We start from the raw sequence: 13115 nt of genomic DNA, 5'->3' as shown, positions 1-13115 counted from the left end.
TCTGTATTGTATCATGGACGGCGGAGAAGATAAACGACCGATTCATACGGGCGCAGCACCATGCGGCGGAAATCAGCCGGTGCATCCGGGTAATTGGCGAGCAGCAATTCGCCCGTATAGTCATTCGCTCCTGCTTCTTCCGGCAGCGCAAACGTTGTCTCCACCGGATAAAAGTTGTTGACGACAAGCAGCTTCTCCCCATCGCCGTGGCGCATATAGGCGAAAAGATGCGGATCGTCGGCAAGGAGCAGCTCGTAGCGGCCGGTCGTAATAATGTCATACTGCTTGCGCAGCTCAATCAGCCGCTTATAGTGATAAAAAATGGAATCACGGTCGGCAAGCGCCTGTTTCACGTTGATGCGCCGGTAGTTGTCGGCGACGCGAATCCACGGTGTGCCGGATGTAAAACCGGCGTGCGGGCTGTCGTCCCATTGCATCGGTGTGCGCGAATTGTCGCGCGACTTCCGCTGCAAAATCTCGAGCACTTCCTGCTCGCTTTTGCCTTGTTCTTGCAAGATCCGGTACATGTTAAGCGACTCCACGTCGCGGTAGTCACGAATATCGGTGAATTTCGGATCGGTCATCCCGATTTCTTCGCCTTGGTAAATGTATGGCGTTCCTTGCATGAGATGAATCGTCGTCGCCAGCATTTTCGCTGACTCTTTCCAATACGTCCCGTCATCGCCATAGCGCGACACGACGCGTGGTTGGTCGTGGTTGCACCAAAAGAGCGCATTCCATCCCCCTCCTTCGTGCATCCGTACTTGCCATTCCGACAAAATGCGTTTTAACGCGAGAAAATCAAATGGAGCGACCGCCCATTTTTCCCCGTTCGGGTAATCGACTTTCAAGTGATGGAAATTAAACGTCATGTTCAGCTCGCGATTTTCCGGGTTCGTGTAACGAATGCAATGATCGATCGTCGTTGACGACATTTCCCCGACCGTCATGACGTCATATTTAGAAAACACTTCCCGATTCATCTCTTGCAAAAATTCGTGAATGCGCGGGCCGTCCGTATAAAAGCGGCGTCCGTCCCCCGGCGGAATCGAGCCGTCATCGTCTGGAAAACGCTGGTCTTTGGACAGCAAGTTGATAACATCCAACCGAAAGCCGTCCACCCCTTTTTTCAGCCAAAAATGCATCATGTCATAAATGCGGCGGCGTAGTTCTTCGTTTTCCCAGTTCAAATCGGCTTGCGTCACATCGAACAAATGCAAATAATATTGCCCGGTTTGTTCATCGTATTGCCACGCTGAGCCGCCGAATTTCGACTGCCAGTTGTTCGGCGCGCTGCCGTCCGGCTTCGGGTCGCGCCAAATGTAAAAATGGCGATACGGATTCGTTTTCGATGCGCTCGCCTGCTTAAACCATTCATGGTCGGTTGACGTATGGTTGACGACCATATCCATGACAAGCTTCATGCCGCGCGCATGCACTTCCTTAAGCAAACGGTCAAAATCGCCCATCGTTCCGTATGCGTGATGAATGGCGAAATAATCGCTAATGTCATAGCCGTTGTCGCGCTGGGGCGAAGCGTAAATGGGCGTCAGCCAAATGACATCGACGCCTAGTTCTTTCAAATAATCAAGCTTTTCGATGATGCCCGGCAAGTCGCCGATGCCGTCCCCATTCGTATCGCGGAAGCTCTTCGGATAAATTTGATAGACAACCGCCTTTTTCCACCATGGTGTTGTTGACACGTCTCTTCACCTCGTTTGTTGGCTTCAACAATGAATGAAAAGCATACCATTGGCGTCAGCGGCCAACGGTATGCCAGCGAATGCATCGTTCCTTTCCCCCGATGAAGGCGAGCGATTAGCGTGCTGCTTTGCGCACTTTGCCGAAAACAAACGTCAGCACAAACGGCACCACAATAGCAATCGCCATCCCGATAAAGAACGGGATCCATTTTTGCGGCACAATCGACAAGAAGCCCGGCAGACCGCCAACACCAATTGACGGAGCAATCACCTTATTGATCGTGATGAACATGCCGGCGATCGCGGCCCCTGTCATCGCGGCAATAAACGGGAAGCGGAAACGCAAGTTAACCCCGAACATCGCCGGCTCGGTTATGCCGAGATACGCTGAAACAGCTGACGTGAACGACAATCCGCGCAGCTTTTCGTCTTTGGCGACGAACATCATCGCTAATGCCGCAGAGCCTTGGGCGATGTTCGACATGACCAAAATCGGCCATAGGAACGTACCGCCTGTGCTGGCGATCAGCTGCAAGTCAACCGGCAAGAACGTATGGTGCATCCCGGTGACGACAAGCGGCGCATACAGCGCCCCATACAGCAAGCCGCCAATGGCCGGAACGTTGTCAAAAATCCCGACAAACACGTTCGTAATCGCGTTCCCGATCGTAAACGTGATCGGCCCGATGGCGATAAACGCCAAGAAACCTGTAACAAGCAGAGCAAGCGGCGCGACAAGCAGCAGTTGGAACGCATCCGGGATGCGCTTGCGCAAAAACAGCTCGATCTTCGCCAATACGTACGAAGCCACTAACACAGGCAACACTTGTCCTTGATAGCCGACTTTTTGCACATCAAGCCCGAATAAATGCCAAACCGGGATTTCCCCCTCTTGTTTCGCCGCGCCCCAGCCCCAGGCGTTCAGCAAATCCGGGTGAACGAGCATCAAGCCAAGGATAATTCCCAACAGCGGGCTGCCGCCGAATTTTGTCACTGCCGACCAGCCGATCAAACCAGGCAGGAAGACGAACGCCGTATTGGCGATCAAGTTGATCATGTTCGCCAGATCGGCCCATTCTTGATGCACGTCGACAAACGATTTTCCTTCATAAAAAATGCCTGGACCGGTCAAAACGTTGTTGATCCCCATTAACAAACCGGCTGTGACGATCGCCGGCAAAATCGGGATAAAAATGTCAGCGAGCGTCTTAATGGCGCGCTGCAGCGGGTTGAGCTTCGCTTCCGCCGCATCCTTAATTTCCTGCTTTGTCGCCCGGCCGATGCCGGTCAGCTCGACAAGCTCGTTATACACTTTATCCACGAGCCCTTGGCCGATGACGACTTGAAACTGGCCGTTGGCCGAAAACGACCCTTTCACGACATCGATGCGTTCAAGCGCATCTTTATCAACTTTTCCTTCATCTTTGAGCGCAAACCGAAGCCGTGTCACACAATGCGTAGCGGCGACGATGTTCTCTTTGCCGCCGACGGCCTCAACGATTTGTGCAGCTGCTTGTGCATATGCCCCCATGATGAATGCCTCCTTTTCTTTCTCCCGCTTTCGATTGCGTTAAATCGCTTTCAGCAATCGGTTACAAAAAAACTTGTATATACAACCTGACTTTATTTTACCCTGTATATACAAGTATGTCAACGTCTTTCGGCAAATATTTACACAGTTCGACAAAGAATGTTTGTTTTTTGCTAACTCCCACTTCTTTTGTTATGTTTTGTCAAACAGCAGGAAAATAAACGGCTGAGTGGGAAAATAAAAAGATAGCGATCATAAACGAGGAAAGAAAGGATGAGGGGAACACCATGAAAACATATACGCTCCGCGAAGCAGCGAAAAAAATCGGGGTCACGTCCCGCGACTTGAAACAATGGGAAAAACAATTTGCTGAATGGATTACCATCCCGCGCACCTCCCAAGGAGCGCGCATTTACACTGAAGAGCTTATCAACCAGTTCCGCCATATCCAGACGCTGCTCGCTAGCGGCCGCCGTCCGCACGAGATCGCCGCGGAATTGAAACAGGCGAACGAGCCGTCCGCTCCCCCGGAAGCGGCGGTCATGGAAGGAGAAATTATCGATGTTCCCCGCTTGCTGCGCCATGGCGCCCCATACATAGCCGAGCAGCTGGCTGCCCGCATGAGAGACGACATCGTCACCGCCTTAAAGCAGGAAACAGTTGCTGTCGTGCGGCAAGCGATGGATGAAGTCAAAGGGAAGCTTGACGATATCGGGGAGCAAACGGCGGCCGCCGCCGAGACCGTACACCGCTCACTTCGCGATTATAAAGAAGCTTGGCAGCAAAAAACCGAACAGCTGCATGAACATTTGGAAACGGTCGTCGCGTTTTGCCACGAGGAAAAGGCAAGGCAGGAAGAAGAACGAAAGCAGCTCGAACAGCGCATTTTAGAGCGGGAGAAAGCGTTCCGCGAACTCGTCCTTTCCTTCCGCCAAACAGCGACAAGCGCCGTCGCCGCCCGCACCCGGGCGAACAAATGGTGGAAGTTTTGGTGAAGGAACGAATCGCGGATGTGGAAAAACCCTTTTTAAAGTATTGGGGAAAACACGATGATTTTCAATGAACTTGGGGCTGATCCCGAAATACGAACACATTTTGGGATCAGCCCCCTTGAATAATATGTCTTAACCTCCAATGATCGTGATTCCTTACAAGGGTGGAACGACTTGATTTGACATGCCGCTTTTGTTCATTGCATCCGCCGGCTCTCGGCCGCATGCTGTTTGATGGCCTCGATCAACCGCTCTTCTTCTTGCTTGGTTACATGGAGGCGGATACCGTAATAATAGATGCGGGCAAACGGCCGTTCCCACACAAGCCGGCCGCCAACTGTCAAGGAACCCCCGCCTACCGCAAACGACACTTCCACTTCGGAACCTTCTCGAGAAAACGGAAGACGTTTTTTCGCTTCCAACTTCATGCCATGCGGACTGATGTCATGAATCAACACGCTATGTTGGCCATCGGAGGCGATCAGTTCAGCTGACAGCGGTTGTCCTAACTGATAGCGAAACGGTTCTTGACGTTTAAACCTCATTCTTCTTCCCCTTTTCCGAACAACTTCGCCGGCTCTTTCCAAACGTCGACCACCGCCCCGGCTTCGTCGGTGTCAATGAGGAAGGAACCGGTACCATAACGGTCGGTCGGTCGGAGCGAAGCTGCATCGACCGTCTCGGTGACCCCTTTTTCCGTCCGCAGCCCAATCCTTTCTTCACCGTCACTAGCCTTGACTGCCCCGACGATGCGGTGCGGGTTGGATTTCACTTCGCGCACGATCATCGCTCCGCGCTTGGCGCGCGACGTCGGCTCGAACTCGCTAACAGCCATTTTTTTCACGGCACCGCGCTGCGTCACAACAACGAGAGAACCGTTATCTTCGGGACGAATCGGGCAGGCGGCGGCGACAAAATCACCTTCTTTGAGTTGAATGCCTTTCACCCCGGCGGCACGCACACCGACTAAGCTCATCTCCTCTTCGGCAAACAAGAGCGCATAGCCATCATGCGTCGCCAGCCAAACGAGGCCCCGGCCGTCAGTCGCATAGACGGCAATCACACCATCATCGTCTTTCAGATTGACCGCCACAAGCGGGCGTGTATAGCGCTGCACTTGGTATTGGGAAAGCTCCGTTCGCTTCACCATGCCATGCCTTGTCACAAAGACAAGCTGCTCATTCGTTTCAAAAGAGGAAACCGGAACGGCCGCAACAAGTTCATCATCGCGCTCGAGCGGAATGAGGCTCGAAATATGCTGGCCAACGTCTTTCCAGCGAATGTCCGGCAGCGTGTGCACCGGGCAATACAAATAATAGCCGCGCCGGGTGAACAACAAAAGCACATCAGTTGTATTCATCTCCAACTGGGCGAGCAGACGGTCGGTCTCTTTCATCCCGATGTCCTGGCCGTTGGACGCACTGTAGGAACGGTAGCTCGTCCGTTTCACATATCCTTCTTTCGTCACCGTCACGATGACGTCTTCCGCCGGAATGAGCGCTTCGACGTTGACTTTCAGCTCCTCAATTTCTTCTTCAATCACCGTTCTCCGTTCGTCGGCGTATTGTTTTTTCATCGCCTTTAACTCTTTTTTAATAACCGCAAGAAGCTTTTTCTCGTCAGCGAGAATCGCGGTCAGCTCGGCGATCGTTTTGTCGAGCCCTTCCGCCTCTTGCCGGAGTGCGGCAATGTCCGTATTCGTCAGCCGGTACAACTGAAGCGTCACGATCGCCTCCGCCTGCGCCTCGGTAAATCCGTAGTTGGCGATCAGCCGGTCTTTGGCGTCCCGCTTGTCGCTTGAGGCGCGAATCGTCGCAATTACCTCGTCTAAAATGGAAAGCGCCTTAATTAAGCCGTCCACGATATGTTTCCGCTCATTCGCTTTTTTCAGTTCAAAATGCGAACGGTTCGTAACAACGTCCTTCCGGTGGGCGATGTACGCATCAAGCAGTTCCGGCAAGCTCATCAGCTTCGGCCGGCGCTCGTGAATCGCCACCATATTGAAGCTGTATGGCACTTGCAAGTCGGTGTTTTTGTATAAATAGTTGAGAATCGCTTCAGCATCGGCATCTTTTTTCAGTTCAATCACGATCGACAGCCCGTTCCGGTCCGTTTCGTCGCGGACGTCGGCGATGCCGTCGAGCTTTTTGTCCAGGCGCAGCTCATCGATCTTTTTCACTAAGTTCGCTTTGTTCACCTCGTAAGGCAACTCGGTAATCACAATATGCCTTTTGCCGCCTTTTGCCTGCTCGATCGCCGCCTTGGCGCGGATGATGATTTTCCCGCGCCCGGTCTCGTATGCTTTGCGAATGCCGTCTTTCCCTTGGATGATGCCCCCCGTCGGAAAATCGGGGCCGGGAAGAACAGTCATTAGATCGTCCACGGTGCAATCCGGCCGATCAACCCGAAGCAGGACGGCATCGATCACCTCGCCGAGCGCATGCGGCGGAATGTCCGTCGCATAGCCGGCTGAGATGCCGGTCGAACCGTTGACGAGCAAGTTCGGAAACATCGCCGGCAGGACAGTCGGTTCATCCGTCGTATCATCAAAGTTCGGCACAAAGGCGACCGTCTCCTTGTCAATGTCGCGAAGCAGCTCAGCGGCGATGGCCGACAGACGCGCTTCCGTGTAGCGCATCGCCGCCGGCGGGTCGCCATCCAAGCTCCCGTTGTTGCCGTGCATTTCAATGAGCACGTTGCGCAGCTTCCAATCCTGGCTCATTCGCACCATCGCCTCATACACGGACGAATCGCCGTGCGGATGGAAGTTGCCGATCACGTTTCCGACCGTTTTCGCCGCTTTGCGAAACGGCTTATCGGCCGTATTGCCATCGACATACATGGCATATAAAATGCGGCGCTGCACCGGCTTTAACCCGTCGCGCGCATCAGGCAGCGCCCGGTCTTGGATAATGTATTTGCTGTAGCGGCCAAAGCGGTCGCCAAGCACATCTTCTAAAGGCAATTCCAACAATCGTTCTGCCATCGTCATTCTCCTTTCCTAACGAACATCAACGCCAAAAAGGCGGCTTGCCTCAAGCCGCCATCAGCCGATCCAGCCTGGCTCCTCCTCAAGCCCAAAGGCGACGTGCGTTTCAATCCATTTGCGGCGCGGCTCGACTTTATCGCCCATGAGCGTCGTCACCCGCCGCTCGGCGCGGGCGGCGTCTTCGATGCGCACGCGGATTAACGTGCGCGTCTGTGGGTTCATCGTCGTTTCCCACAGCTGGTCGGCGTTCATTTCCCCTAACCCTTTGTAGCGCTGAATCGTGTAGCCGCGGCCCATTTTTTTCGTGATCTCCCGAAGCTGTTCATCCGTCCACGCGTACTCAACCGTTTCCTTTTTGCCGCTTCGTTTGCTGATTTTATAAAGCGGCGGCAAGGCGATGTACACTTTCCCCGCCTCGATGAGTGGGCGCATGTAACGGTAAAAAAACGTCAGCAGCAGCACTTGAATATGGGCGCCGTCCGTGTCAGCGTCCGTCATAATGATCACTTTGTCGTAGTGAATGTCCTCAAGCGAAAAATCGGCGCCGACACCACCGCCAATGGCGTGGATGATCGTATTGATTTCCTCGTTTTTCAAAATGTCGCCAAGCTTTGCCTTCTCGGTGTTAATGACTTTCCCGCGCAATGGCAGCACCGCCTGGAAGCGGCGGTCGCGCCCTTGCTTCGCCGAACCGCCCGCCGAGTCGCCTTCGACCAAATACAGTTCGTTTTTTTGCGGATTGCGCCCTTGCGCCGGCGTCAGCTTGCCGCTTAACAGCGCCTCTTTCCCTTTCCGCTTTTTGCCGCTTCGCGCCTCTTCGCGTGCTTTGCGAGCCGCCTCGCGCGCTTGGTACGCCCGGATCGCTTTTTTAATGAGCATCGCGCTCACATCCGGGTTTTCCTGCAAAAAGTAGGTCAGCTGTTCAGACACGACCGCATCGACGGCTGAACGCGCCTCGCTCGTTCCAAGCTTGCCTTTCGTCTGCCCTTCAAACTGCAATAAATGCTCCGGAATGCGCACCGAAACGATGGCTGACAGCCCTTCGCGAATATCGGCCCCCTCAAGGTTTTTATCCTTTTCCTTCAATAAGCCGACGCGGCGGGCGTATTCGTTAAAGACACGCGTCATCGCTGTTTTCGCCCCGGCTTCGTGCGTGCCCCCGTCTTTCGTGCGCACGTTGTTGACAAACGACAAGACATTTTCCGAGTAGCCGTCATGAAATTGGAAGGCAAACTCGACTTCAATGCCGTTTTGCTCGCCGGCAAAATAGGCGACCGGATGGAGCACGTCTTTTTCTTCATTCAAATAGGCGACAAACGCTTCAATTCCATTTTCGTAATGAAACACTTCACACATCCCGGTCCGCTCATCAACAAGTTCGATTTTCAGCCCTTTTAACAAAAACGCTGATTCGCGCAGCCGCTCGCTCAACGTTTCGTAATCAAACACCGTCGTGCTGAAAATCGCCGGGTCAGGCTTGAATTGAATGATCGTCCCGGTTTTGTTTGTCGTCCCGATTTTTTCAAGCGTCGTCACCGGCTTGCCGCCGTTCTCAAACCGCTGCCGATAGATGAAGCCGTCGCGGTGAATGGTGACAACAAGCCATTCAGACAAGGCGTTGACGACCGACGCCCCGACCCCGTGCAAACCGCCGCTCGTTTTATACCCGCCTTGACCGAACTTGCCGCCGGCATGCAGCACGGTCAAAATCACTTCCGGCGTCGGCTTGCCGAGCTTATGCATCCCAACCGGCATGCCGCGCCCTTCATCCAAAACGGTGACGCTGTGATCTTTATGTATTTGGACAAGAATGTAGTTTCCGTATCCAGCTAATGCCTCGTCAACCGAATTGTCGACAATTTCATAGACGAGATGGTGCAAGCCGCGGCTGTCAGTGCTGCCGATGTACATCCCCGGCCGCTTTCTCACCGCTTCAAGCCCTTCTAATACTTGAATCGCCTCTTCGTTATATTCATATACCGATCGCTTTGCCACAAGACCACCCTTTCCTGCCAAAACAAGAACATCTGTTTCTGTTTTATTGTACCATAAAACGCCCAGCTGTCCATTGTCTTTTGACACCGCCTGACAAAATCGGACAAATGCGCCGAAAAAACGAAAGGACCATCTTAGGGAAGATGGCCGTTTCGTCGTTATACGCGCTTCGTGAGCGCATGTTCCACTTTGATGCAGCGGTCCATAATAACCGTATAGCCTTTTTCTTTTAAAAAGCGATACGCTTCTTCGTTCACAACGCCAAGTTGCGCCCAAAACACGTCGGCGTCGATTTGAACAAACTCGCGGGCGAGTTCCGGCAAATGTTCGGAACGGCGAAACACATCGACAATATCAACATGCCCTTCGATATCGGTCAGTTTGTCGACCGCCGGAATGCCTTCCCATTCATCAATCATCGGATTGACGGGAATAATTTCGTATCCGGCATCCTTCATCGCCTTCGCTACCATATACGACTCACGTTCCGGGTTGTTGGACAGGCCAACCACAGCAATCCGCTTCGCCTTCCGCAAAATGTCGCCGATCTCTTCCCGACTTGGATTGACAATGGACATCGGGTTCTCTCCTTCCTCGTTCCTCTTTTCGTTGTACTAGTTTCGCCTCTTAGGGATGAAAATCCTGCCGAGTTCATGGAAAATACGGAAAAATCGTCTGCCTTTCGTACACCGCCTCTATGCACAGCCGCGGCAAGCCGGCAGAAAACACAGTTGTCCTTTATCTTCCCCGAAATCACAGCGCCTGAAACAGCGTTTTCCTCTTTTTCCACCGTTTACGCCGCCTGAGACAGACGTTTGTTGCATATCCCGTTCGATTATGCAACATGATAAACAAAGACAGGCAAAGGAGGGGATTGTTTGTGAACGCTCAAGCATATTGGAAAGACATCGACCAAACACGTGAACAGTTGCACAGGCTGCTCCAATCGTATTGGAACGATTACTCCAGCGTCGGAACGTGACCGTTTTGGTTGATCTTCGCGTTTCTCATCGCTCCTTTAGTGTTGCTGGTTTTCACCGTCGATCGGAAACGGATCTTCGAAATCTTTTTCTTTGGCTATACTGTCCACGTTTTATGGACCTATGCTTACATCGCCTTAGAAAACGCCATGTATTTGTCGCCCCGTTATTTTTTGACACCGTTTTTGCCGTTTGCCTTAAACATTACCGCGTCGGTGCTGCCAGTCGGCTTTTTGCTGCTTTACCAATATTGCACGAACCACAACAAAAATTTTTATTTATATACGATATTGTTGAGCGCAATATTTGCTTTCGGACTCGCTTCACTTGAACAGTGGCTTGGCTTGCTTGAACTGCACCGAGGGTTGCGCGAGTTCCATCTCTTCCTCATCGATTTAATTATCGTATTCATTGCCTATGGAGCGACCCGCTTTCTCGTTCGCATCCAGGCAAACCACCGCCCTGCGTGAATCCCCTGATAGCGAAAGCGGCAGGGTTTTTGTGTAGTGATAGATATTCTTCCGTCCCTCCCTCATAGACGGAATCGCGCATTTACGCGGGCGTCTCAAAAAGCGGTGAGACGCCCACTTCACCACTGCATATACACATCCACTTCTTCCCATCCTAGAAGGCCGGTGAAAAACGGCTGCCGCGCCCAAATTGGCCGCATTTCGCCAAAAAAGAAAGCGGATCGCGCAAATTTCCCCTTAATTGGAAAACGTATCATAATCAACAGTGGCTCCTACTACACCACCGCCTTCTCGCGTTTCACTCAAATATAAATGACCCTTTCGAAACATTAAGTTCCATACGGCATACACCCGAGCTAAAGCTTTCCTGAACGGAAAATGGAATAAAGCAACCAACCAAACATGATCGCCACTATCCCAAACCCGATTTCGATGACCGGAATTTTCCATAACATCATCGACTGCCGTCCTAGCGATGACGCGATCATCATGCCAGCCATGACGATGCTCACCGAAAGAAGAACGATGCTAATTGACAGTCGGTTGCTAATTTGATCGAGCTTACGCAAAAGGGCCTCAAGGTCTGACGCTGTCATCTCGAGCTGAAGTTTGCCGCGCCGCATGACCTTCGTCAGTTCCTTGACACTGTCCGGCAGCCGAAGCAGCAACTCGCCATAATCGGCCACGCGCTTCCACGCCGTTTCTGCCACGCGGTCGGGCCGAAGCCGCTCTTTCAGTAATTTTTTTCCGAACGGTTCAGCAACATCCATCACACGAAACTGCGGATCCAGCGTCTCCACCACTCCTTCGACCGTCAACAACGCTTTCCCTAACAGCGTCAAGTCGCTCGGAATGCGAATGCCATGCTGAAACGCCACCGTCAGAAGATCTCCGACCGCTTCGCCGAGGCTCACCTCACCAAGCGGAACGCGATAATACTTCTCGCGCAACTCGTCCATATCGTCGCGCAGTTTCCCTTCATCCACCTCATCTGGAACAAGGCCGAGGCCATAAATCGCGTTCAACACCCCGTCCGTGTTTTGCCGCATCAAGGCGATGACAAGCGACGAAAGGTGGTGCTTGACATGCGGGCGGAGACGTCCCATTAAGCCGAAATCAATGAAGGCCAGCACTCCGCCGGGGAGAACGAATACATTGCCAGGATGAGGATCACCATGGAAAAAACCATGTTCGAACATTTGCTTCAACATTGAGACAGTCAAGCGTTCCGCCAGTGCTTTTAACGAATAGCCGCTCTCTTTCAGCCGCTCGATTTCCCCGAGCTTAATTCCCTCCACATATTCCATCGTCAATACCGTTTTCGTTGTATATTCCCAAAAAACGCCGGGGACATACATCGATGGATCACCGGCAAATTGACTCGCAAACGTTTCGGCGTGACGCGCCTCGACCGTATAATCGAGCTCTTGCCGCAGCGATTTGGCCAGTTCATCAACGATCTCAGATAGCCGATAAGACGCCGCCCAATCTAAGCGCCGTTCCGCGAGCATCGCTAAGTCCTGCAAAATGTCCAAATCCGTCTCAATCCGCACCGCAATATGCGGGCGCTGCACTTTCACCACAACAGCTTGTCCGGAAGGAAGAACGGCCCGATGTACTTGCCCGAGCGAAGCAGCCGCCAGCGGAGTTTCGTCAAATGACCGAAAAAGCTCCTCTAGGGAACCGCCTAACTCCGCTTCCACAATCCGGCGGACCTCGGAAAACGAAAACGGCGGAACTTGGTCTTGCAGCTTTTCGAGCTCACGGATGATCGATTCAGGAATCAAATCCGGCCGCGTGCTGGCAATTTGCCCGAGCTTAATAAATGTCGGGCCGAGCTCCTCAAGCACAAGGCGGAGACGTTCCCCAACCGTCTTTCCTTCCCGCTTCCCCTGTTCTGCCCGCCCGCGCGGCGGCAAGGAAAGAAAGGACGAAAAACCGAGCTCGTCAACAATCATCCCGAACCCGTGCCGAAGCAAGGCGACAGCAATTTCATGGTATCGGCCAATATGGCGCATCCGCTTCCCGATCATCCGACCATCTCCCTTACAACGGCCAAAAGCAAGCGGACAGCCGGTAACAGTTTACTGCCCGCTTTGTTCCTTTTCTTCGAGGCGGCGGATCCGTTCCTCGAGCTGCCGCACATCTTCCTTCGTCGCTAAATCAAGCTTGTCAATCACTTGTTTGATTTGCTCACGCACAAGCCGCTGCACTTCCGCTTTCCGCGCTTCGGTTTGCTGCTTCCATTGGTCGATCACTTCTTTCGATTCATCGAGCGACAGCTCTCCTTTTTTGACCAACTCATCGATCAATTTTTCCGCTTGTTCTTTACTGGCAATGGCTAGTCCAAGCCCAAACGCCAACCCCTTTTTCAAAATGCTCATCCGCTTTGCCTCCTTTATCCATTCGTTTTTCCCTATCGTACCATTCTTTGGTGATCCTTGTCGAGTTAGAC

General features: G+C 52.7%; 10 protein-coding genes. 2 read left to right on the top strand and 8 right to left on the bottom strand.

Features of this window, described 5'->3' with window-relative positions; translation table 11 throughout:
- Positions 1-11: 11 nt before the first annotated feature.
- Together treC and treP are read right to left on the bottom strand one after the other, a co-directional pair.
- Positions 12-1703: an alpha,alpha-phosphotrehalase gene (gene treC / locus B9L21_RS07760; protein WP_063165878.1), complete on the bottom strand. Its 1692-nt coding sequence runs from the start codon at positions 1701-1703 to the stop codon at positions 12-14.
- 115 nt (positions 1704-1818) lie between these two features.
- Entirely contained in the window at positions 1819-3234 is a 1416-nt protein-coding gene (gene treP, locus B9L21_RS07755) for a PTS system trehalose-specific EIIBC component (protein WP_063165877.1), read from the bottom strand.
- 287 nt (positions 3235-3521) lie between these two features.
- Here treP and B9L21_RS07750 point away from each other — a divergent pair, with 287 nt between their 5' ends.
- Positions 3522-4229 carry a MerR family transcriptional regulator gene (locus tag B9L21_RS07750; RefSeq protein ID WP_063165876.1) on the top strand — a complete coding sequence of 236 codons (708 nt, stop codon included), beginning with the start codon at positions 3522-3524 and terminating at the stop codon, positions 4227-4229.
- A 194-nt stretch (positions 4230-4423) separates the two neighbouring features.
- On the opposite strand, the gene B9L21_RS07745 is transcribed toward B9L21_RS07750, so the two are convergent.
- The 4 genes from B9L21_RS07745 to B9L21_RS07730 form a co-directional block, all read right to left on the bottom strand.
- Positions 4424-4771 carry a PilZ domain-containing protein gene (locus B9L21_RS07745; RefSeq protein WP_063165875.1) on the bottom strand — a complete coding sequence of 116 codons (348 nt, stop codon included), beginning with the start codon at positions 4769-4771 and terminating at the stop codon, positions 4424-4426.
- Positions 4768-7212, bottom strand: coding sequence for a DNA topoisomerase IV subunit A (gene parC / locus B9L21_RS07740; RefSeq protein ID WP_063165874.1), 2445 nt, complete (start codon positions 7210-7212; stop codon positions 4768-4770). Before parC ends, B9L21_RS07745 begins: the two co-directional genes overlap by 4 nt.
- Before the next feature lie 60 nt (positions 7213-7272).
- Positions 7273-9210 (bottom strand): DNA topoisomerase IV subunit B, encoded by a 1938-nt coding sequence (parE, locus tag B9L21_RS07735; RefSeq protein WP_063165873.1) that lies wholly within the window; start codon positions 9208-9210, stop codon positions 7273-7275.
- Between the two features lie 158 nt (positions 9211-9368).
- The gene (locus B9L21_RS07730) at positions 9369-9788 is read right to left on the bottom strand and encodes a CoA-binding protein (protein WP_063165872.1); all 420 of its coding nucleotides are present in this window, start codon (positions 9786-9788) and stop codon (positions 9369-9371) included.
- Positions 9789-10201: 413 nt separating this feature from the next.
- On the opposite strand from B9L21_RS07730, the gene B9L21_RS07725 reads away from it, so the two are divergent.
- Entirely contained in the window at positions 10202-10660 is a 459-nt protein-coding gene (locus B9L21_RS07725) for a hypothetical protein (RefSeq protein ID WP_318825731.1), read from the top strand.
- Between the two features lie 356 nt (positions 10661-11016).
- Here B9L21_RS07725 and B9L21_RS07720 read toward each other — a convergent pair whose 3' ends face one another.
- Together B9L21_RS07720 and B9L21_RS07715 are read right to left on the bottom strand one after the other, a co-directional pair.
- Positions 11017-12693 carry an ABC1 kinase family protein gene (locus tag B9L21_RS07720; protein WP_063165871.1) on the bottom strand — a complete coding sequence of 559 codons (1677 nt, stop codon included), beginning with the start codon at positions 12691-12693 and terminating at the stop codon, positions 11017-11019.
- A 51-nt stretch (positions 12694-12744) separates the two neighbouring features.
- Complete coding sequence (locus B9L21_RS07715; protein WP_033014101.1) at positions 12745-13044, bottom strand: phasin family protein; 300 nt, start codon at positions 13042-13044, stop codon at positions 12745-12747.
- Between the last annotated feature and the right edge of the window lie 71 nt (positions 13045-13115).

The organism is Geobacillus uzenensis, from assembly GCF_002217665.1.
Taxonomy (GTDB): domain Bacteria; phylum Bacillota; class Bacilli; order Bacillales; family Anoxybacillaceae; genus Geobacillus; species Geobacillus subterraneus.
The sequence above is the reverse complement of the archived record's forward strand: the minus strand, read 5'-3'. Positions and strand labels throughout refer to the sequence as shown.